The 20574-nt window shown below is 60.1% G+C and carries 17 protein-coding genes, 1 tRNA gene and 2 pseudogenes; 12 read left to right on the top strand and 8 right to left on the bottom strand.

The genetic code is table 11. The features are described from left to right. Positions 1–52: 52 nt before the first annotated feature. Complete coding sequence (locus tag YA0848_RS14780; RefSeq protein WP_232925122.1) at positions 53–526, bottom strand: hypothetical protein; 474 nt, start codon at positions 524–526, stop codon at positions 53–55. A 230-nt stretch (positions 527–756) separates the two neighbouring features. On the opposite strand from YA0848_RS14780, the pseudogene YA0848_RS14785 reads away from it, so the two are divergent. Beyond that, a pseudogene (locus YA0848_RS14785) lies at positions 757–980 on the top strand (IS66 family transposase); the annotation flags it as partial. A 42-nt stretch (positions 981–1022) separates the two neighbouring features. On the opposite strand, the pseudogene YA0848_RS14790 reads toward YA0848_RS14785, so the two are convergent. Both YA0848_RS14790 and YA0848_RS14795 read right to left on the bottom strand, forming a co-directional pair. Then, positions 1023–1571, bottom strand: a pseudogene (locus YA0848_RS14790) (integrase arm-type DNA-binding domain-containing protein); the annotation flags it as partial. A gap of 172 nt (positions 1572–1743) precedes the next feature. Next, positions 1744–1830 (bottom strand) — tRNA-Leu (locus YA0848_RS14795). Positions 1831–2106: 276 nt separating this feature from the next. Between YA0848_RS14795 and YA0848_RS14800 the strand changes: the two genes are divergently transcribed. Continuing rightward, positions 2107–3600 (top strand): basic amino acid/polyamine antiporter, encoded by a 1494-nt coding sequence (locus YA0848_RS14800; RefSeq protein WP_034113571.1) that lies wholly within the window; start codon positions 2107–2109, stop codon positions 3598–3600. A gap of 75 nt (positions 3601–3675) precedes the next feature. After that, positions 3676–4218 (top strand): Hsp20/alpha crystallin family protein, encoded by a 543-nt coding sequence (locus tag YA0848_RS14805; RefSeq protein ID WP_034097617.1) that lies wholly within the window; start codon positions 3676–3678, stop codon positions 4216–4218. A gap of 68 nt (positions 4219–4286) precedes the next feature. Here YA0848_RS14805 and YA0848_RS14810 read toward each other — a convergent pair whose 3' ends face one another. After that, complete coding sequence (locus YA0848_RS14810; protein WP_034097616.1) at positions 4287–5081, bottom strand: universal stress protein; 795 nt, start codon at positions 5079–5081, stop codon at positions 4287–4289. Positions 5082–5410: 329 nt separating this feature from the next. Here YA0848_RS14810 and fnr point away from each other — a divergent pair, with 329 nt between their 5' ends. Further along, positions 5411–6157 (top strand): fumarate/nitrate reduction transcriptional regulator Fnr, encoded by a 747-nt coding sequence (gene fnr, locus YA0848_RS14815; RefSeq protein ID WP_034114290.1) that lies wholly within the window; start codon positions 5411–5413, stop codon positions 6155–6157. A gap of 16 nt (positions 6158–6173) precedes the next feature. Here fnr and YA0848_RS14820 read toward each other — a convergent pair whose 3' ends face one another. Next, positions 6174–7091, bottom strand: coding sequence for a universal stress protein (locus YA0848_RS14820; protein WP_169902513.1), 918 nt, complete (start codon positions 7089–7091; stop codon positions 6174–6176). Between the two features lie 196 nt (positions 7092–7287). Between YA0848_RS14820 and YA0848_RS14825 the strand changes: the two genes are divergently transcribed. The 3 genes from YA0848_RS14825 to YA0848_RS14835 all read left to right on the top strand — a co-directional run bounded on the left by YA0848_RS14825 (position 7288) and on the right by YA0848_RS14835 (position 10524). Next, a complete protein-coding gene (locus tag YA0848_RS14825) occupies positions 7288–7677 on the top strand; it encodes a DUF2946 family protein (protein ID WP_034097612.1) in 390 nt (129 codons plus the stop codon). Positions 7678–7764: 87 nt separating this feature from the next. Beyond that, a complete protein-coding gene (locus tag YA0848_RS14830; RefSeq protein ID WP_169902512.1) occupies positions 7765–9834 on the top strand; it encodes a TonB-dependent receptor in 2070 nt (689 codons plus the stop codon). Positions 9835–10002: 168 nt separating this feature from the next. Further along, positions 10003–10524 carry a sterol desaturase family protein gene (locus tag YA0848_RS14835; RefSeq protein ID WP_169902511.1) on the top strand — a complete coding sequence of 174 codons (522 nt, stop codon included), beginning with the start codon at positions 10003–10005 and terminating at the stop codon, positions 10522–10524. Here YA0848_RS14835 and YA0848_RS14840 read toward each other — a convergent pair. Further along, a complete protein-coding gene (locus YA0848_RS14840; RefSeq protein ID WP_169902510.1) occupies positions 10521–11057 on the bottom strand; it encodes an ester cyclase in 537 nt (178 codons plus the stop codon). The genes YA0848_RS14835 and YA0848_RS14840 overlap by 4 nt on opposite strands. 32 nt (positions 11058–11089) lie before the next feature. Further along, positions 11090–12100, bottom strand: coding sequence for a polysaccharide deacetylase family protein (locus tag YA0848_RS14845; RefSeq protein WP_034113565.1), 1011 nt, complete (start codon positions 12098–12100; stop codon positions 11090–11092). A gap of 99 nt (positions 12101–12199) precedes the next feature. On the opposite strand from YA0848_RS14845, the gene YA0848_RS14850 reads away from it, so the two are divergent. The 5 genes from YA0848_RS14850 (at position 12200) to YA0848_RS14870 (ending at position 19883) form a co-directional block, all read left to right on the top strand. Further along, a complete protein-coding gene (locus YA0848_RS14850; protein ID WP_034113563.1) occupies positions 12200–13096 on the top strand; it encodes a LysR family transcriptional regulator in 897 nt (298 codons plus the stop codon). Between the two features lie 201 nt (positions 13097–13297). Continuing rightward, positions 13298–14539, top strand: coding sequence for a multidrug efflux RND transporter periplasmic adaptor subunit MexE (gene mexE, locus YA0848_RS14855; protein ID WP_047882422.1), 1242 nt, complete (start codon positions 13298–13300; stop codon positions 14537–14539). 15 nt (positions 14540–14554) lie between these two features. Then, positions 14555–17734 carry an efflux RND transporter permease subunit gene (locus YA0848_RS14860; protein WP_040268178.1) on the top strand — a complete coding sequence of 1060 codons (3180 nt, stop codon included), beginning with the start codon at positions 14555–14557 and terminating at the stop codon, positions 17732–17734. Then, entirely contained in the window at positions 17731–19146 is a 1416-nt protein-coding gene (locus tag YA0848_RS14865) for an efflux transporter outer membrane subunit (protein WP_047882423.1), read from the top strand. The genes YA0848_RS14860 and YA0848_RS14865 overlap by 4 nt, the downstream gene beginning before the upstream one ends. Before the next feature lie 212 nt (positions 19147–19358). Continuing rightward, positions 19359–19883, top strand: a complete 525-nt coding sequence (locus YA0848_RS14870; RefSeq protein ID WP_034113560.1) for a hypothetical protein — start codon at positions 19359–19361, stop codon at positions 19881–19883. A 56-nt stretch (positions 19884–19939) separates the two neighbouring features. Here the strand turns inward: YA0848_RS14870 and YA0848_RS14875 are convergent, their stop codons facing one another. Continuing rightward, a complete protein-coding gene (locus tag YA0848_RS14875) occupies positions 19940–20323 on the bottom strand; it encodes a hypothetical protein (RefSeq protein WP_135948274.1) in 384 nt (127 codons plus the stop codon). Positions 20324–20574: the final 251 nt, after the last annotated feature.

Consider the following 20574-nt stretch of genomic DNA (forward strand, 5'->3'; position numbering starts at 1 on the left):
TTGAACGTGGATCAACGGCCGTCGGGTTGGATGACTGTCACCGCTACCGAATTCAGATCTTGCACAGCCCTTTACCGAAGTCAGTGGCATCAGAACTCGGCCAAGGCGCAAAACCGCTCTTCGGCGTCAGATTCACGATGTTGCGGTCCTTGAGCATCGGGTACTTACGCTTGAGCGCCTGCACCGTGTCCTCGGCGTTGTTCACGTTGGACAGGCAAAAGCGCAGGGCATCGGCGCGCAGATCGCCGATATAGAGAGTTTCCCCGGCCTTCACAGAGAAAACCGCAGGCACAGGGCGCGGCATCGATTTTCCTGAGTAATACACGTAATGCCACTGCGTGTACTCATACTCGCCAGGCGGCACTTCATACATGAAGTAATGGCCCAACAAAGAGGGTGATGGCTGATCATCTTCATTGCCCAGCGTCGTCAGCCGTATTGCGGTACCGGGTGCTCCCTGTTGGTCGATTTCAACCACCAGCCCATGGGGCTGCATCATCGGAAAGCTCTCACCAATCGAACCCATGATGATCGCCTTACTCGGGTCCGGTGCGTGCCTGCCGTCGTAGCGTGACGTAGCGCACCCGGACAGAAGGGCCGCGCAAAGTGCGCCCGTAACCCAGACAAGACGTTTACTGCTGACTTTCCCTAGCATTGGTCTTTTTTCCGATCAGTAATCTTGCAGTTTGTAGATCCCAGCCGAGCGAACCGAAAACGCATACATAGTCCCATGTTGCCGGCTCGTTCGAGCCTATTGTCCGCCAAGAAAAAGCCGTGCCGGTAATGGATAGGTTGTATGCCTGGATAATCGCCCAGCGTGACGCTGTGCCCGAAGGTTGGGCTATCAGCAGGGCGTTCGATTGTAACTTAAAACCCTGGGCAGGACTGTCCTTCTAACTCGATAACAGCGCCGTCCACATTGACAACAACTGGGCTGAGAACCGGATTGACCGTGGGCTGTTGGGCGCTCGAACTGGCTGTGTGAATCGCCCCGGATTTTTAAACACACCTTGCAATCTCATCCAGGGTTTCGCATCGCCCGCAGAAACCAGGTCGAACGTGCCGGTAAGGGTGTGAATCTGCTCAAGCAATGCCACAACTTGCGGTGACAAAGGAACGAAGTTTACATCCCCCGCCATTTTCGTTCCCCGTGTTGAGTGGCGTACCTCGTGAAGCTCGGGTCGCGTATCCGGGCTCTCCCACAACCCGTGTTTGAGGTCGAACCCGCACCAGCGGGAGAAACGCAATCCACTGGATCGAACAAACACATGCAACGACAACATAAGCGTCAGCCGGGTCAGCTCTCCTTCGGTTTTGGTTTTGGCTTTGCGTTTGTGTTCTACAGGGTCTATGCCATCTGCGCGCATCAGCTAGTCCAATTACGGGCTAGCTTCCGGGGGAGGTCAGCCCTTCCCGGTTATCTGGCTTTACATACCTGAGGCGCCAGCCTTTACGGCCATTGGGCTGGACAAGCAAGTACAGACCGTCACCGTCGAGCAGCTTGTAGGGACGCCCCTAGGCTTGGCTAAGCGGCAGGCAGAATCAGTAAGCGGAGCAGTTGTGCGCGACATAAGGGTACTCTCCTTAATCGAACCAATTACTACCCCTAAAATCACCCCTAAAACGGCTTGATTTCAGCAAACCGGACCAGCAACCGACAGAATGCAAAAACTAAAAAACCCGCCAGAAGGCAGGTTTTTCAAGGCTTCCACGGAGCTCGAAAGCTCTCAGTGGAATGTAAGATGGTGCCCGAAGCCGGAATCGAACCGGCACGCCCTTACGAGCGGGGGATTTTAAGTCCCATGCGTCTACCAGTTTCGCCATTCGGGCGGTAGCGCGGTGCAGCAGGGTTCGGAATATATAGACCCGAGCGCGTCGATGCAAGGTCGAGTGGCGGCTTTATGAAACAAACCCCGAATGAAAAAACCTGACAGATCAGTGATCTACACCCTCCCCCAGGCACGTCCACAGCGGTAGTTCAATCTGCGTTTGCGTTGTTCTTGATATATATCAAGCAGGCCCTGGTCATTCACTCACACATTAGAGCCAGCAGTCGCGCCATCGCCCTCGATGGCTGCAGAAACGTTGGTTTTTGTGGAGGCTTCCATGGCTACGCACCTGCAAGACACTCAACCCATCGCGCCGACGACTGCCCCACAACCGCTTGCGGGGGCTTTGCAAAAGGTCGAGCCAAAGCGCTTATCCCTGAGCCTGTTGATCGCTCTGGTGGTCGGGTCAATGATCGGCAGCGGCATATTCAGCTTGCCGCAGAACATGGCCGCCAGTGCCGGGGCCGCGGCGATTCTGATTGGTTGGCTGATTACTGGCATCGGCATGCTGTCATTGGCGCTGGTCTACCAGACGTTATCCAACCGCCAACCGGCGCTGGACAATGGCGTGTTCGCCTACGCCCGCGCACTGGGCGGTGAATACCTGAGCTTCAATTCCGCGTGGGGCTACTGGATCAGTGCCTGGATCGGTAACGTTAGTTATCTGGTGATTCTGTTCGCTGCGCTGAGCTACTTCTTCCCGTTGTTCGGCGAAGGCAATAATAAAGCGGCGATCCTTGGCGCCTCGGTAGTGCTGTGGGCCTTGCATTGGATGATCCTGCGCGGCATGCGCACCGCCGCGCGGGCCAATGCGCTGACAACGGTGGCCAAGATTGTGCCGTTGCTGCTGTTTATCGGCCTGGTGATCGCCGCCTTTCAGCGCGAGACATTCAGTGTCGATTTCTGGGGCGCGCCAGCGCTGGGCAGTACCCTCGACCAAGTCAAGAGCACCATGCTGGTCACGGTGTGGGTGTTTATTGGCATTGAGGGGGCCAACGTGTTCTCTGCCCGCGCGGCGGAGCGAGCGAATGTCGGTCGCGCCACGGTCTTGGGGTTTCTGATCACTCTGGTTCTGTTGATTGCCGTGTCGCTGCTGTCGCTGGGCGTTCTGAAGCAGCCTGAGTTGGCGACCCTGAAAAACCCATCGATGGCCGGTGTGCTTGAGGCTGCGGCTGGGCCCTGGGGCGCGGTGCTGATCAGTGTCGGTTTGATTATTTCGGTGGGTGGCGCCCTGCTCGCCTGGACGCTGCTGGCAGCGGAATCGATCTTCACCCCAGCCAAGGAAAAGGTCATGCCGGGTGCGCTGGCGGTGGAAAACAACCAAGGCGTGCCAGCCCATGCGTTGTGGATCACCAACGGTTGCATCCAGCTGTTCCTGCTACTGACGCTCTACTCAAGCGCGAGTTACCTGGCGCTGATTTCCCTGGCCACCTCGATGATCCTGCTGCCGTATCTGTTCAGTGGTCTGTATGCCCTGAAGATGGCCTGGCAAGGCCAGACCTATGCCGGGCACCGCGCCCTGCAACTGCGCGACATGGCCATCGCGGCCGTGGCCACGCTGTATTGCCTGTGGCTGCTGTACGCGGCCGGGCCCAAGTACATGTTGCTCAGCGCGTTGCTGTACGCCCCGGGTTCGTTGATCTACCTGGGCACTATGAAAGCGCGCCAAGGCCAACCGCTCAACGGCCCCGAAACCGGGCTGCTGATCATCATCTGGGCGGCCGCTGCGTATGCGGGCTGGATGCTGTGGTCCGGAGCGCTGAGCTTATAGCCGCTTGTGTTCTGTCTTGGTAAGCCGTGGGCAGGTTGCCCGCCGCTTACCGTTCATTCGAAGAGGAGTACCGCAATGAGCAATTCCGCGAAGAAAATGCCGGTAACTACCGAAAAGAAAGGCACCCAGCATCCGTTGTCCGCCGACCTTTGGCGCCCGCTGGAGAAACTGCGCCAGCAGGTGGACCACTTGTTCGACGACTTCAACCGTAGCCCCATGCCGTCCCCCTTTGGGCGCGGGCTGTTCGATGTCGAACCGTTCTGGCGCCGCGAGCTGATCGGTCACGGCACGCCTGCCGTGGATATCACCGAGAAAGACAAAAGCTACGAAATCACCGCCGAACTGCCCGGCATGGATCAGAAGGACATCGAGATCAAACTGTCCAACGGCAGCCTGATCATCCGGGGTGAAAAGCAGGCGGTCAAGGAAGAAAAAACCCAAGGCTACCACCTCAGCGAACGTCACTACGGCGCCTTCGAACGGGCGTTCAACCTGCCCAAAGGGATCGACGCCGACAAGATCGACGCACGCTTCAGCAAAGGCGTGCTGAGCATTTCGTTGCCGAAAAAAGCCGAAGCCATGAAGGCCGATAAAGTGGTGCCGATCAAAAACAACTGAGGTTTAGCCACGGTGCCCCTTGCCGATCTCTCGCCAAGGGGCTTTTTTTTGCACGGTTACAGGCTCGATCAGCGGCACCGTGACGGCGGTTGGACCAACAGCAGGTTGCACGGCGTACGGTTAAGCACGCGTTCGGCGGTGGAGCCCAGCACACCGTCGGTGCCGAGCGCCGCCGCGCCCAGTACCAGTGTGTCGAAAGCATTGCAACGGGCGAACCGAGTGATCTCCTGGTGCGGCACACCGTTGAGGTCATGTTGACGCTCACGCTCGATGCCGTAACGCTCGGTCAGCCCTTCCAGCGCTTCGTGCTGGGCGTCCCGCACGGCTTTTTTGAAGTGCGTGTCCAGGCTACGGGTCGGTACGCTCATGGGACTGTCGCCCAGAACGGTCCAACCGCTGACATTGCACAGGTGCAACGCAGCACCACATGGCGCCGCCACGGCCTGGGCCAATTCGAGGATGCGTTCGTTCAGGCCCCAGGTCATGTCTTCGAGATGGGACAGGTCGACACTCGCCAGCACCTTCAGAGGTTTAGGTGGCGTGGCCTGGGTGACCAGATACAACGGCGCCGAACCCCTGCGCAGCAGCCAGCTATCCAACGGGCGATGAAACGCACGGTCCAGTGCGGGCACATACAGGCAGTCGGTAAGTACCAGATCGGCTTGGAAGCAGTTCACATATTCAACGACCCGCGCCGCATCTGCGGCGCTGCCCACGTCATGCTTGAACGCGTCAACACCCTCCAACCTCAGGATCTGCAACGTGGCATGGGTGGCATGGGCCAGCGAATGGGCGCGTAAAAAGGCAGGTGTGTGGGCCGTGTCGGTCGATGCAAGCAACAGAACTCGACTAAGCGTGAGCATCCCATACTCCGGCAAACCAAGACCTGAGCAGTGCGTGTGGTGGGCTCGCTCTGCCGTTGAACAGGTGTATCCGGCAAAGCGCCAACCTCAGTATCGAGTGCTCGTTCGCGCAGGTGCTGATTTTTATCAAGTAAACCCACCGAACTGACTGGACGGGTGCATAGGAGTTAACCCAGCCACTCGAGCGAATTCGCCGATAGCTTCTCCTCAATCCATTCGGCCGGACTTCTTTTCCGCTCGTCGGTTTATCTCAGGAATGACAGCAATAGGCTGGTAAGGCATGACGCAGTACCTAGACTTGATCGGTGATCATTGGGGAGGCACGCCACTTGCCGGATACTCAGCCCATCAGCGTTCAGCACCTCAAGTCAGCCTGCTCCCAATGCAGCGTCGTTGAGCTGTGCCTGCCGATCAGCCTCTCCAGCCAGGAAGTCGATCGCCTGGACGAGCTCATCGTGCAACGCTTCAGAGTCAAAAAAGGCACGGCCTTGTACCGCGCCGGCGACCCCTTGCGCTCGCTTTACGCGATCCGCATCGGCTCATTCAAGACCAGTATTGTTTCAGTGGACGGCCGTGAGCAGGTTACCGGTTTCCAGATCCCTGGAGAGATGCTGGGCCTGGACGCCATCAGCGCCGACGAACACGCATGCAGTGCCGTCGCCCTCGAAGACAGCGAAGTCTGCCCCATGCACTTCGCGCAGTTGGAAAAGCTCGCACAAACCCTGCCCTCCCTGCAGCACAACCTCAATCGGTTGTTGAGCCGGGAAATCGTGCGCGACCACAGCATGCTCATGCTGTTGGGCAACATGAATGCCGACGAACGTCTGGCCGCTTTTTTGCTGAACTTGTCGCAACGTCTGAGTGCGCGCGGTTATTCCGGCACACGCTTCGTGTTGAAGATGCGCCGCGAGGAGATCGGCTCCTACCTGGGTCTGCGCCTGGAAACCGTGTGCCGCAGCATCGCCCACCTGCGCGACTTGCGGCTCGTCACGATCAACAGCCGCAATGTCGAGGTCCACGATCTGTGCGGGCTCACGCAGCTCGTTGCCGGTTGTCATCGTCCACCGACGTTCTGAACCCACCTGCGCTGCGCTACAACGTTTTGCCCGGTTTGATCGCCAACACGCTGCACGGCGCCCGCTGCAAGAGCAATTCGGCGGTGGTGCCCAGCAGTTTGTCCAGGCCGCCATGCTGCACGGTGCCCATCACAATCACATCGGTGTGATGGGCCTCGGCGAATTCACAGATGCGCGGTACGGGGGTGCCTTCCAGGAAGTGGCGATGTTGCGGCGGCACACCGTGGCGTTCGGCCAAGGCCGCGAACGCTTCCTCCTGGGCCGAACCCAGTGCTTCATAGATCCCGGTGGCCAGGGGCAGTACACCGACGCCCATGTCCATGGCATAGGCGGCTGTCCAGTCATACACATGCACCAGTTCAAGGGTGGCCGCACATTCGGTCGCCAGTTTTCGCGCAGCGGCGATAATCTGGTCGTTGAACACGGTGTCCTGTTCTTCACTGCGCAGCACATCGACAATTGCCAAGACTTGGCGAGGCCGTGGTCGCGCGTCCCCGGTGACCAAATGCACCGGCGCCGGGCAGTCGCGCAGCAATTGCCAATCCAGCGGGGTGAAGAACACCCGCTTCAGCCCGGAATCGTCCTCGGCGTCTTTGATAATCAACGCCAGCGACAGCTCGTTGACGAAATGCAGGATCTCTTCATAGGGATGCTGCACCCACACCACTTCGCTGGTCACTGTCAGGCCCTGTTCACTCAGCGCCTGCGCCTGGGCTGCCAGCCATTGGCGATGGGTGTGCAGATAGCCTTCGCGCGCCTGGCGAACCTGCTCGGGAGCGAACAGCCCGGCAAAGGCCAAGGCCTGCAGGTAATCGAACGCAACGATATGCAACGGTAATTGCATCGCCTTCGCCAGCGCCGCGGCACGCTCGAACGCAGGTGTGCGCGTCATGGTTTGGGGGGCGATCAACAGTAAACGGGCGGACGCAGACATAAAGCACCTCGGCACGCGGCCAGTGGGTGAGTGATAGCCCAAGGGTGCGCGTTCCCAGCGGGGACACCTTGACCTTTATCAGTAACGCTGCGGTTTTCTGGCGCGCGAGCCCATGCGGCAAAATGGCACGGCGAAGCGCTTTTACTTCGGCGCCCGACTGCGGCTAAATATCCGCCCCCTTTGTGCGACTGCTGTGATGGCCACGTTCCGACGCCTCAGCCCCTGGATCGCCTGCCTGGCCTTGCTGCTGAACCTGCTGGCCATGCCGCTGAGTCGCGCCATGCAGCCGCCGGACATGCGCCTGATGCTGTGGGGCGGATTCTGCTCCGGCGGCACCGCGAACACCTTGCCGTCCGGCATCGACAAACTGCTCGCTCCGCTCAAGTCTGGCCCCGCGACCAGCCCCATGCACCACGCCGACTGCTGCTGCGGGCACGCGGGCCTGGCCGCGTTGCCGTCGGACTACTACCGCCACTACCTGCCACGCTTCGCGCCGGATATCGCCTTCGACGCGCCGCTGTTACCTTCGCTGCACCCCAGGGTGCGCTGGCCGAGCCTGAGCCCGCGCGCCTCCCCTGTCGCCTGATCGCCGTCCTACTCCCTGTACTCAGTCGCGCCTGCGCGCGCGGCTCCACGTCTTTGAGAATTTTCCGGTTATCAGGAAGCTTGCCCTATGCCTGCTCCATTCATGCTGCTGCGCGCCAAACGCAGGGCTTTACCGCGCCCGTCCTGGCCATTGCTCTGCATCGGCCTGTTCGCCCTCAACCCGCTGGCCGATGCCAGCGAAACCTCAGCCCTGACCCTGGGCACCGTTACCGTGCAAGGCGACAGCGTTGCCAGCGGCCCACTGAGCACCAGCAGCGTGCTCAGTTCGGTGGATATCCTGGGTGGCGACATACTTGAAAAAATGCCGGTCAACTACAGCTGGGAACTGTTCAACCGCGCCCCGGGGGTGCTGCTCACGCCGTTCAACCAGGGCACCACCTCGGGGAAAATCTCCTTTCGCGGCTTCAACGGCGAAGGCGAAGTCAATGCGGTCAAGCTGCTGATCGACGGCATCCCCAGCAACAGCAACGACGGCAACATGCCGTTTATGGACATGATTTTCCCCCTGGAACTGGACAGTATCGAAGTGGTGCGCGGCACCAGCGATGCGCGCTATGGCCTGAACAACATTGCCGGCAACGTCAATATGTTCACCCGCACCGGCGGTGACTACACCAAGGCGCGTCTGCGCTACGGCAGCTACAACACCCAGGAAACCCAACTGGCCAAAGGCATCGAGGGCAGCAACTGGACCCAGAACTATTTCTTCGCTTACCAGAAAACCGACGGCTTTCGCGATCACGCCAAGGCGGACAAGTTTTCGCTGTCCGGCAAGTGGTTCTACACCCCGGACGACGACCGCTACCGCCTCGGCCTGATCGCCCGTCACTATGAAACCGAGGCCCAGGAGCCCGGCTATTTGAGCGAACAGGACGCGCACCATCACCCGTCCATGACCAACCCCTACAACGCCAGCGACAAAGGTACGCGGCGCATGAATCAACTGAGCGTGCATCTGGAGACGGAGCTAAGCGACACCTTGGCCTGGTCGGCGAAAACCTACCTCAACACCTTCGACGACCGCCGCTGGACCCAATACTGGCGCACCAGCCCCCAACAGGAACGCGACGCCTACGAAACCCATTACGGCGCCCTCACCTCGCTGACCTGGCGGCCTGACGTCAGCTGGCTGTATGACTTCGCCCTTGAAGGCGGCAGCGACTTCCAACAGCAACGCAACACCAGCGAGCGTTATCGCACCCGGGACCGCGCGCGCCTGGCCCAGACCCGCGACCAGCAGTTCGACTTCGACACCTATGGCGCTTACCTGCAGGCCGAGATCAAGCCGTTCGAATCGCTGAAAATCATCCCGGCGTATCGCGTCGACAAAATCCGCGGCAGCTTCACTAACGAAATGACCGGCCTGGACTACGCCATCAATGACTATGGGTTGATCAAGCAGCCCAAGCTCAGCGTGGTCTACTCGCCCTGGTCAGTCGCCAGCCTGTACGCCAACTGGGGTCGCACCTTCCAGGTGGGCACCGGGGCGGCGGCGTATAAGATCCCGCCACGGGACAGCGACCTGGCGCCTTCCATCAACGACGGTTGGGAAACCGGCATCAAGTTCACCCCCACCGCCTGGATGGACGGGCGTATCGCCTATTGGCAACAGGAAGCCAGCGGCGAAGTCAGCCGGCGTTTGAACGACCCCAGCGGCGAGTCGGACAATGTCGGCGAAACCCGACGCTGGGGCTATGACGCGCAGCTGAATCTGCACCCGAACGACCGCACCGAAATGTGGCTGGCCTACGCCTGGCAGTACTCCAAAATTCTCAAACCCAGTGCCACCTCGCCCAATAGCAAGGGCCGGGAAATCGACCACGTCCCCCATCACCTGTACAACGCCGGCGTCAGCTACCAGGCCACCCCGGCCTTGCAGTTGAGCGCGTGGATGAACGGTCAGACCCACTACTATCTGGAACGGGAAAACACCCAGGGCACCTACGGCGGCTATGTATTGATGAACCTGGGTGCCACCTACCGCGTGAGCGAGTCGGTGAGTGTCGACCTGCAGCTCAAAAACCTTACCAATCGCTACTACGAGTACGCCTGGTACGACCCGGACGGTGCCCGCGCCGCTTTGCACTCCCCCGGTGACGGACGTGCGGTGTACAGCGGCGTGACGCTGGATTTTTGAGCCGTGGCGGCGGCGCCATTGTGTGGATGTGTCACACCCCACAAATGCCGCCGATATACGCGGGAGCCAAGGTGACATAGCGCCAGCGCACCTGCATGATGGCGCGCGTGGCAGCCCCACGCCCCCATCGCTTGCCTTTCCATCGCGCACTACAGGGATATTCCGCACATGGCCGTTTCGAATAAATGGTTGATGTCTTCGTTCGCGTACTACCTCGATTTTTTCACCGTTCCCGCTTTCGTGATCTTTGCGCTATGCCTCGCGCCCTTCGAGCCAGGGCTCGCCCTCGTGGGCCTGATGGCCTGGACGCTGGTGGAGTATTCGGCGCACCGTTTCCTGTTTCACTCGCTGTACCGGCGCGAACACTGGACCCACCACGTGGATGTACTGGCCTATATCGGCGTGTCGAGTTGGAAAACCAGCTCGACCTTTGCCGCACTCTTGCTGTTGGCCTGGTACACCGGCCTGGTCTCGGTGTTTATCGGCGCGGTGACCGGCTACTTCTTCTATATCTCGGTGCATTACGTGATGCACCGCCCGCAGCATTGGGCTTATGGATGGATGGGCGGGCTGGTGGCCAATCACGACCTGCACCACCGACAGGGCATCGAGAAGAACTTCGGGGTCTCTTCACCGTTATGGGATCACGTATTCCGCACCTACATCCGCGTCGATCCCGCCCAGCACTAGAGCGCGCCCAACTGCTTCATCAAGGTCAGGTTATCTTCGATATGCCAGTTAGCGGCGATTTTGCCGTTGTCGATCTGATAGATATCGGTGGCAATAAAATCTACCGCCTGGCCACTGCCCTGGCGCTGACCAAAAGTGCCGGTGAAGTGCCCGCGAAAATGCAGATGTACCACCGCGCGGTCGCCGGCGATGATCAGTTGTTCGATTGCGCAACTCAGGTCCGGCACCGCCGCGCGGAAGGCCCGCGACGCCAGCAGCGGACCTTCCGGGCCCTGTTTGCGCCCCTCGGGGGGTGTTTTGTCGACAAAGTTATCCGCCAACGCCTCGCGCGCCAGGCGCTCCTCGCCGGTGTGCCAGAAGGTGTCGTAGCGGCGCGCGACGGTTTCCATCATCGCCTGTTGCTTCGGCGTAAGGCTCTTATCCACCACCAACACAGAGGGTTTGACCAACTCGGTCGTGGCAGCCGCAGCCGCTCCCGAGAGTAGCAACGCGGTAACGGCGATGGCGCAGCGTGAACGGGCAAAAGGTTTCATCGGTTATGTCCTTGAATGAAGGGGTTGGCGCCTTAGATCGTCTCGGTTTCCCGAAGGCTCTGCGGGCTATTGAGGGTGTATTGAGCAATCGCGTCCTTGCGCATAAAAGCAACGCCGGGATGGCTGTTGGCGTAGCGCAGGAATTCATCCCACACCTTGACCATTTGTGGCGTACCGCTGATGCGGTCGTGGGCGCTGATCGACATCATGCGGCGCCGGGTGCCGGCCTCTTCGTAGAGTTGATCGAAGTCCAGCTTGACCTGCTCCAGGAACTGGGACGGCGAATAGTTGCGGCCTTCAATCAGCACAATGTCGTTATTGCGCAGGGTGTAGGGCACCACCACGAAATCCTTGCCGTTGACCTGCTCGATAAAGGGCTCATCGCGGCTCACGTCATCGATGTGGTAGACGTAGCCCAGCTCTTGCAGCAGCGACAAGGTGTTGGGGCCGCGCCGCAGCCAGTTGCAGTTGTAGCCCGTGACGGCCTGGCCGGTGACCGCCTGTAGCATGCTTGCGGCCTGGCGCAAAAAGGTGCGCTCCTGATCGCGGCTCATGGCGAACTGGGAACTCCAGCGCGGGCCGTGGCCCGCCGCTTCGTGGCCACGGGCGACGATCTCGCGGGCCAACTCAGGGTGACGCTGCACCGCGTCGCCGATCATGTGGCTGGTGACCTTCACGCCGTGCCGGTCCCACAGGTCAAGCATGCGCGGGATGCCCTCGCGGTAGCCGTAAGCAAACCAGGTGTTGGTGGCCACATCCGCCGGCACGCTGTCGGGGAAATCCACCTTGGGGAACGGGCTGTCGGTGCCCTTTAGCGGCTGCCCACCCGCTTCGAACTGCATGGAAATCGACACCACCAGCCGCGTGTCGCCGGGCCAGAACCGTCCGCTGCGCTGACTGGACGCCGTCGTGGCGCGAGTTGCCTGGCCCGTTGGCGCGGCTGCGGCGCCGGCCGGGTTGAGTATCGAACCCGCCGCCAGCACCGCTGCGCCTGCGCTGGCCTGGGCGAGAAAGGTACGCCGTTGCGTGTTGATCAATGACATCGCATGACTCCGTTGGATAAGCACGATGCAACCCTAAGACTTTTGGATTATTTTGATAATTGAGCCATTTTCAAAAACCCCTTTCGGAAACTCCGAACAATGCCGCTGAAAAATCTTGAGCTGTTTTTGTTGATCATCGAGAAAGGTGGGCTGTCCGCCGCCGGGCGCGAGTTGGGGTTATCACCGGCCTCGGTGTCCGAACGGCTGGCGCAATTGGAGAGCTTCTACGGCGCCAGCCTGCTCAACCGCACCACCCGCGCTATTCACCTGACCGACGAAGGGCGCGTGCTGGCTGAAGGCGCGCGGCGCCTGCTGGATCAGGCCGAGGCGTTGCACAGCAGCATTCGCCTGGGTACCCAGACGGTTTCCGGGTTGATTCGCTTGAGTGCGCCGCAGGATCTGGGGCGTCAGTACCTCGAACCGATCCTGGAGCAATTCATGGAGGAGCATCCGCAGGTCAGCATCGACCTGCACCTCAGCGACGGTTATGTCGACCCGGTCGGCCAGGGTATCGATTTCGCCGTGCGCTACGGCGCCCTGGTCGACAGCAGCTTGCACGCCAAACCCTTGGGCGAGAACCGCCGCGTGGTGTGCGCCGCCCCCGCTTACCTGGAACGCCACGGCACGCCGTTGCAGCCTGCGGACCTGGCCGAACATGAATGCCTGGTAATGCGCTTCGGCATCAATCTGGCGCGGGAGTGGACCTTCAGCCAGCACGGGCATACCCAGCGCATTCTGGTGCGCGGCCGGCGTGTGGCGAACGACGGTGCGCTGGTGCGCCAGTGGTGCCTGGACGGCCATGGCCTGTGCTTGAAATCGGTGTGGGACGTGCGCGACGACCTGCACGCCGGACGGCTGGTGGAGCTGTTCAAGGACTACGACCTCGGGCGTACCGCTTTGAACATCGTCTACCCGGCCAGTCGGGCCCAGCCGCGCCGGGTCAGCCTATTGATGGAACGCATCGCAGCGCGGCTAACCGCCGACAGTGCGAGTTGAGAAATCGCTTCCTTGCACGCCACGCAAAACACTCTTGTCATCAAGGGCATTGATAGCTCCCTAACGAAAGCCCCATGCTAGAGGGCTTAATCGGCGCTTATATCATTCCGAATGATAGTTACCTTTGCTTCATTCGATTCGTGACATACCGCGTCCCCGCGCATGATCCGCCCATCTCAAATACATTGGCGGATGCACCCTATGGAACAGTCACTCAAACCTTTGCGCGTGCCCCTGGCGATTTTGGCCATGGTGGTGATGAGCGCGTGCGGCAAAACCCCGGAACAAGCGGCCGCCATGCCGGCGCCGAAAGTCAGCGTCGCCAAGGTGCTGGAGCAACCGGTCAACGAGTGGGACGAATTCACCGGCCGTCTCGAAGCGCCGGAAACCGTACAGATTCGTCCACGGGTGTCTGGCCAGATTGACCAAGTCGCTTTCACCGAAGGCGCTTTGGTCAAGAAAGGCGACCTGCTGTTCCAGATCGACCCACGCCCATTCCAAGCCGAAGTGCGCCGCCTTGAAGCGCAACTGCAACAAACCAAGGCCGCCGCCACCCGCAGCGAAAACGAAGCCCAGCGTGGCGAGCGCCTGCGCCAGAGCAATGCGATCTCCGCCGAACTCGCCGACTCGCGCACTACCGCCGCCCAGGAAGCCCGCGCCGCCGTCGCCGGGATCCAGGCGCAGTTGGACCTGGCCAAGCTGAACCTGAGTTTTACCCGCGTGACCTCGCCGATCAGCGGCCGCGTCAGCCGTGCCGAAATCACCGCCGGCAACCTGGTCACCGCCGACGTCACCGCGCTGACCAGCGTGGTCTCCACCGATAAGGTCTATGCCTACTTCGACGCCGACGAACGCGTGTACCTCAAATACACCGAACTGGCGCGCCAGGGCCGTCGCGGCGCAACCACCCCGGTGTACCTGGGCCTGTCCAATGAAGCCGGCAACCCGCACCTGGGCCAGATGAACTTCATCGACAACCAGGTCAACCCGGCCACCGGCACCATTCGTGGGCGCGCGGTGTTCGATAACAGCAAAGGCGAATACACCCCTGGCCTGTATGCGCGCTTGAAGCTGGTAGGCAGCGGCACCTACTCCGCCGTGCTGATCAACGACGAAGCGGTCGGCACCGACCTGGGCAAGAAGTTCGTGCTGGTGATGGAAGGCGACAAGCCGGCCTACCGCGCAGTGGAACTGGGGCCAAAGATCGAAGGGTTACGCATCGTGCGCAACGGCCTGAACAAGGACGACACCATTATCGTCAAGGGCCTGCAGCGTGCGCGCCCCGGTGCACCGGTCACCCCGGAAACCATTCCGATGGCCAGCAAGGAAACCCTCGCCGCCTTGGCCCAACAACGACAAGCGCTTGAAGCCAGCAACCTTGAGCAAGTGGCGCCGGAAAAAGCCGCGCCCAAGCTCGCCAGTGTTGCGACTCCACGCGGTTAAGGGATACGACTCAAGATGAATTTTTCCAAGTTCTTCATTTCGCGGCCGATCTTCGCAGCGGTGCTGTCGCTGCTGATCCTGATCGCCGGTGCGATCTCGCTGTTCCAATTGCCGATCAGCGAATACCCGGAAGTAGTGCCGCCTACCGTGGTGGTACGCGCCAACTTCCCCGGCGCCAACCCCAAGGTCATCGGCGAAACCGTGGCCGCGCCGCTGGAGCAGGCGATCACCGGCGTCGAGAACATGTTGTACATGTCTTCGCAGTCCACCGCCGACGGCAAGCTGACCCTGACCATCACCTTCGCCCTGGGCACCGACCTGGACAACGCGCAGGTGCAGGTGCAGAACCGTGTGACCCGGACCCAGCCCAAGCTGCCGGAAGAAGTGACGCGCATCGGTATCACCGTGGACAAGGCCTCCCCCGACCTGACCATGGTGGTGCACTTGACCTCCCCGGATCAGCGCTACGACATGCTGTACCTGTCCAACTACGCGATCCTCAATATCAAGGATGAGCTGGCGCGCCTGGGTGGCGTCGGCGATGTGCAGTTGTTCGGCATGGGCGACTACTCCCTGCGCGTCTGGCTGGATCCGAACAAGACCGCCTCGCGCAACCTGACCGCCACCGATGTGGTCACCGCGATTCGCGAGCAGAACCGTCAGGTGGCCGCCGGTGCCCTGGGTGCCCAGCCCGCGCCGTCCGATACCAGCTTCCAGTTGTCGGTCAATACCCAGGGCCGCCTGGTTACCGAAGAAGAGTTCGAGAACATCGTGATTCGCGCCGGTGCCAACGGTGAAATCACGCGCCTCAAAGACATTGCCCGGGTCGAACTGGGGTCCAGCCAATACGCGCTGCGCTCGCTGATCGATAACCAACCGGCGGTGGCGATCCCAATCTTCCAGCGTCCCGGCTCCAATGCCATCGACATCTCCAACGATGTGCGCAGCAAGATGGCCGAGCTGAAAAAGAGCTTCCCGGCGGGCATGGATTACCGCATCGCCTATGACCCGACGATCTTCGTTCGCGGCTCCATCGAGGCAGTGGTGCACACCCTGTTCGAAGCCCTGATCCTCGTGGTGCTGGTGGTGATTCTGTTCCTGCAGACCTGGCGCGCCTCGATCATTCCGTTGGTGGCGGTGCCCGTATCGTTGATCGGTACGTTTGCGGTGATGCACCTGTTTGGGTTCTCCCTCAATGCGCTGTCGCTGTTCGGATTGGTACTGGCCATCGGCATCGTGGTGGACGACGCCATTGTGGTGGTGGAGAACGTCGAACGTAATATCGAGCTGGGCTTGGAGCCGTTCCCGGCAACCGAAAAAGCCATGAGTGAAGTGACCGGGCCGATCATCGCCACGGCGCTGGTGCTGTGTGCGGTGTTCATTCCGGCTGCCTTTATCAGCGGCTTGACCGGGCAGTTCTATAAGCAGTTCGCTTTGACCATTGCGATCTCGACGGTGATCTCGGCGTTCAACTCGCTGACCCTGTCCCCTGCCCTGGCGGCCGTGTTGCTGCGCGGCCATGATGCGCCGAAGGACCGCTTTTCCAAGTTCCTCGACAAGCTGTTTGGTGGCTGGTTGTTCCGCCCGTTCAACCGCTTTTTCGAAAAGGCCAGCCATGGTTACGTCGGCACTGTGCGCCGAGTGATCCGCGGCAGTGGCATTGCCCTGTTCGTGTACGCCGGCTTGATGGTGCTGACCTTCTTCGGCTTCGCCCACACCCCGACCGGTTTCGTCCCGGCCCAGGATAAGCAATACCTGGTGGCCTTCGCGCAATTGCCTGACGCCGCGAGCCTGGACCGCACCGAAAACGTGATGAAGCGCATGTCGGAGATCGCCCTGAAACAGCCTGGCGTGGAAGCCGCGATTGCCTTCCCGGGCCTGTCCATCAATGGCTTCACCAACAGCCCGAACAGCGGCATCGTGTTTGTGACCTTGAAACCTTTCGATGAGCGCAAAGACCCGAGCATGTCCGCCGGTGCCATTGCCGGGGCGTTGAATGGCCAATACAGCGGCATTGAAGAAGCCTATATGGCGATCTTCCCGCCGCCGCCGGTCCAGGGCCTGGGCACCATCGGTGGGTTCCGCCTGCAGATCGAAGACCGTGGCAACCTGGGCTATGACGAGCTGTACAAAGAAGTGCAGAACGTGATCGCCAAGAGCCGCAGCGTGCCGGAGCTATTCGGCCTGTTCACCAGCTACACGGTCAACGTGCCCCAGGTCGATGCCGCCATCGACCGCGAAAAGGCCAAGACCCACGGCGTGGCGATCAGCGACATCTTCGACACCCTGCAGGTCTACCTGGGTTCGCTGTACGCCAACGACTTCAACCGCTTCGGGCGCACCTACCAGGTCAACGTGCAGGCCGAGCAGCAGTTCCGCCAGGACGCCGACCAGATCGGCCAGCTGAAAGTGCGTAACAACAAAGGCGAGATGATCCCGCTGGCGACCTTTATCAAAGTCAGCGACACCTCGGGCCCGGACCGGGTGATGCACTACAACGGCTTTATCACCGCAGAAATCAACGGCAACGCCGCACCGGGCTACAGCTCCGGCCAGGCCCAGGCCGCGATTGAAAAACTGCTGAAGGAGGAACTGCCCAACGGCATGACCTACGAGTGGACCGACCTGACCTACCAGCAGATCCTCTCGGGCAATACCGCGCTGTTCGTGTTCCCGCTCTGCGTACTGCTGGCGTTCCTGGTACTGGCCGCCCAATACGAAAGCTGGAGCCTGCCACTGGCGGTGATCCTGATCGTACCGATGACGCTGCTGTCGGCCATCACCGGGGTGATCATCTCGGGTAGCGACAACAACATCTTCACCCAGATCGGGCTGATCGTACTGGTGGGCCTGGCGTGCAAGAACGCGATCCTGATCGTCGAATTCGCCAAGGACAAACAGCAGGAAGGCCTCGATCCGCTGGCGGCGGTGCTGGAAGCTTGCCGTCTGCGTCTGCGGCCGATCCTGATGACCTCGTTCGCCTTCATCATGGGTGTGGTGCCTCTGGTGTTGTCCAGCGGTGCCGGTGCCGAGATGCGCCATGCCATGGGTGTGGCGGTGTTCTCGGGGATGATCGGTGTGACCTTCTTCGGACTGTTGCTGACCCCGGTGTTCTACGTCCTGATCCGTCGCTATGTGGAGCGCAGCGAAGCGCGCAAAGCAGCCAAGGCTTTGAAGCTGGAGACACAGCAATGAGTGTAAAAGTATTCCTGCCGAGCTTGCTGGTACTGGCGCTCGCCGCCTGTGCCGTGGGCCCGGACTACAAGACCCAGACCCCGGAGGCGGCGAACATCGCCGCCGCCGCGGACGCCAAGCAATATGACCACGCCAAGTTCGAAGGCATCTGGTGGCAGCAGTTCGACGACCCGACCCTCAACCAGTTGGTGACTCAATCGTTGCAAGGCAACCGCGACCTGCGCGTGGCCTTCGCCCGTCTGCGGGCAGCCCGGGCGATCCGCGACGACGCCAGCAATGACGCAATGCCGACCATCACCAGCCGCGCCAGCAGCGACCTGGGCAAGGGGCAGATCCCCGGCCAGACCACCAAACGGGTCAACAGCGAGCGCTACGACTTGGGCCTGGACATGGCCTGGGAGCTGGACCTGTTCGGCCGCATCCAGCGCAACCTGGAAGCCAGCGACGCCGATCAGCAGGCGGCCGAAGCGGACCTGTACCAGTTGCAAGTCACCTTGATTGCCGAACTGGTGGACGCCTACGGCCAACTGCGCGGCGCGCAACTGCGTGAACGCATCGCCCTGGACAACCTGAAGAATCAGCAGGAGTCGCGCACCATCACCGTCAGCCTGCGGGATGCCGGGGTGGGGGATCAGCTTGATGTAGAACGGGCCGACGCGCGCCTGGCTTCGGTGGAAGCCAGCGTGCCGCAACTGCAGGCCGAACAAGTGCGCGAGCGTAACCGCATCGCCACCCTCCTCGGCCAGCGTCCGGACAAGCTGACCGTGGACCTGAGCCCGAAAGACCTGCCGGCGATTGCCAAAGCCTTGCCGATCGGCGACCCAGGCCAACTGCTGCAACGGCGCCCGGACATCCTCAGCGCCGAGCGCAAATTGGCCGCCGCCACCGCGCGCATAGGTGTGGCCAAGGCTGACCTGTTCCCAAGAGTGAGCCTCAGTGGCTTCCTCGGCTTTACCGCCGGGCGTGGCTCGCAGATAGGATCGTCCGCCGCCAACGCCTGGGCCCTTGGCCCGAGCATCACCTGGGCCGCATTCGACCTGGGCAGCGTACGCGCCCGCCTGCGCGGCGCCGACGCCGAAGCCGACGGCGCCCTGGCCACCTACGAACAGCAAGTGTTGCTGGCCCTGGAAGAATCCGAAAACGCCTTCAGCGACTACGGCAAACGCCAGCAACGCCTGGTCTCGCTGATCCGCCAAAGCGAATCCAGCCGCGCCGCCGCCGACCTCGCCGCCATCCGCTACCGCGAAGGCACCGTGGACTTCCTCGTCCTGCTCGATGCCCAGCGTGAGCGTTTGGCCGCCGAAGACGCCCAGGCCCAGGCCGAAGTGGATTTGTACCGCGGGATTGTCGCGATCTACAAAGCCCTCGGTGGCGGCTGGCAGCCGGAGACAGTCGTAGCGACGGCCAAGTAATTTAAAGAGCTCCTTTGGTTGGTCGCATCCAGCCAATTTTTAGCCCCATGGTCCATTCGGTCATGGGGCTTTTTTTGCGCTGATAGTAATGAATAACACTTTCCTATTGGTAATCGCATCTGTCAGACACTTCCCAAATTTTCCAACAGCCTAAATATCGTTTATGCGAAGTCGATAACGGGACGTAACCTTTATCCAATAAGGAGACGGATATGGACATGAGAGTGACTATACCTAATGTACGTTCCATGCAGACGAATGCGATCGTAATCAAGAACCCGGACAAGGTGACGAACGCGTTCACTATCACTGATGAATCGAAAGCCGTTGATGAACTGAGAATGTGGCGTCAAGACGAGTTAGCGGACTTAAAGGACTTCTTGAAGAAATATGATATGACGTCTATCAGTACCGATGAGCTTAAGCAGGTGGGTAGTCGATTATTCAACAGTAAAATAATAGATGATCAGGCTTTTCGGATGTTTATATCGGGAGATGGTGCGTCTGATGCTAACGGCCGGCAAACGAACACGCACGTCAAGTTCAACGCAATTGCGCTGTTCGACGAAAAACTGGAGGACTATCTTGCTTTTGTGGATAGCAGGCCTGATGTTGCACGTTCACAAGGTATTCCCGAGTACATACGAGGCATGGTAGACGCCAATCGAGCAATTAATGCGCTCGCGTATTTTGCAAACTCATCAAAAAGTGATTTATCGGTGGAGGAACGAGTCTGACCATCAGCAAGGTAGCGGTGTGCCAGAGTTCCCTGGCACACTGCGTCCAAATCTAATCAGCGTCCATATCTGACAGTCCCCGAGTAGGCCTTGGATTGCTCGTCAGGATTATATACCCTCACTCGATAGGTACCTAAAGGGCCGAGCCAAGACGCACGAGGCGACAGTGGGTTGGCCGCTACCGTTCTCCAGGAAGAACCCACTTCTTGCTCAATAGAAATTTGCGGAACTCTCCCCACACCGCCAACTGAAATCATTGCTTCAATATTTGCACTGGAGCACCCGTTACTGCCCGTTATTGTGAACGGACCTTTAACGGTAATTTCCTCCTTTGGTTCCACAATCCCGCCAAAACTCTCAGAAACATTCAGGCACAGTGCAGACGCCTGAACCGACACCAGCATCAACGCCGCAAAAGGTAACGCAATGAAATTTTTCATAAGTTCACCGTCAGAGTATTGATTGGAGACTTAACGTATGAAGGCAATCACGCCACGCTTTCAATCCTCCGCAGCAAACCTTCGCAGTTAAGTGAGCGATCCTTTACAGATCCAGCGTCTGGCTTGCTTAACCCGACGCCCAAGTAGGATCACGGTTAAAACCATGCACGATTTTTTACTGCGCGTATGCCAGCCGCGTCCTAAAAACATTAAGGAAGGTTCTGTAATACTCAGGAGAAAGATGTTGTGCT

Origin of the sequence: Pseudomonas sp. S4_EA_1b (genome assembly GCF_016307435.1) — a bacterium.
GTDB classification, from domain to species: domain Bacteria; phylum Pseudomonadota; class Gammaproteobacteria; order Pseudomonadales; family Pseudomonadaceae; genus Aquipseudomonas; species Aquipseudomonas rhodesiae.

What these genes read in the sequence shown, in the direction of transcription:
- YA0848_RS14780 (WP_232925122.1), bottom strand. Translation starts at nt 526, where the DNA reads ATGGGTTCGATTGGTGAGAGCTTTCCGATGATGCAGCCCCATGGGCTG.
- YA0848_RS14800 (WP_034113571.1), top strand. Translation starts at nt 2,107, where the DNA reads ATGGCTACGCACCTGCAAGACACTCAACCCATCGCGCCGACGACTGCC.
- YA0848_RS14805 (WP_034097617.1), top strand. Translation starts at nt 3,676, where the DNA reads ATGAGCAATTCCGCGAAGAAAATGCCGGTAACTACCGAAAAGAAAGGC.
- YA0848_RS14810 (WP_034097616.1), bottom strand. Translation starts at nt 5,081, where the DNA reads ATGCTCACGCTTAGTCGAGTTCTGTTGCTTGCATCGACCGACACGGCC.
- YA0848_RS14820 (WP_169902513.1), bottom strand. Translation starts at nt 7,091, where the DNA reads ATGTCTGCGTCCGCCCGTTTACTGTTGATCGCCCCCCAAACCATGACG.
- YA0848_RS14825 (WP_034097612.1), top strand. Translation starts at nt 7,288, where the DNA reads ATGGCCACGTTCCGACGCCTCAGCCCCTGGATCGCCTGCCTGGCCTTG.
- YA0848_RS14830 (WP_169902512.1), top strand. Translation starts at nt 7,765, where the DNA reads ATGCCTGCTCCATTCATGCTGCTGCGCGCCAAACGCAGGGCTTTACCG.
- YA0848_RS14835 (WP_169902511.1), top strand. Translation starts at nt 10,003, where the DNA reads ATGGCCGTTTCGAATAAATGGTTGATGTCTTCGTTCGCGTACTACCTC.
- YA0848_RS14840 (WP_169902510.1), bottom strand. Translation starts at nt 11,057, where the DNA reads ATGAAACCTTTTGCCCGTTCACGCTGCGCCATCGCCGTTACCGCGTTG.
- YA0848_RS14845 (WP_034113565.1), bottom strand. Translation starts at nt 12,100, where the DNA reads ATGTCATTGATCAACACGCAACGGCGTACCTTTCTCGCCCAGGCCAGC.
- YA0848_RS14850 (WP_034113563.1), top strand. Translation starts at nt 12,200, where the DNA reads ATGCCGCTGAAAAATCTTGAGCTGTTTTTGTTGATCATCGAGAAAGGT.
- mexE (WP_047882422.1), top strand. Translation starts at nt 13,298, where the DNA reads ATGGAACAGTCACTCAAACCTTTGCGCGTGCCCCTGGCGATTTTGGCC.
- YA0848_RS14860 (WP_040268178.1), top strand. Translation starts at nt 14,555, where the DNA reads ATGAATTTTTCCAAGTTCTTCATTTCGCGGCCGATCTTCGCAGCGGTG.
- YA0848_RS14865 (WP_047882423.1), top strand. Translation starts at nt 17,731, where the DNA reads ATGAGTGTAAAAGTATTCCTGCCGAGCTTGCTGGTACTGGCGCTCGCC.
- YA0848_RS14870 (WP_034113560.1), top strand. Translation starts at nt 19,359, where the DNA reads ATGGACATGAGAGTGACTATACCTAATGTACGTTCCATGCAGACGAAT.
- YA0848_RS14875 (WP_135948274.1), bottom strand. Translation starts at nt 20,323, where the DNA reads ATGAAAAATTTCATTGCGTTACCTTTTGCGGCGTTGATGCTGGTGTCG.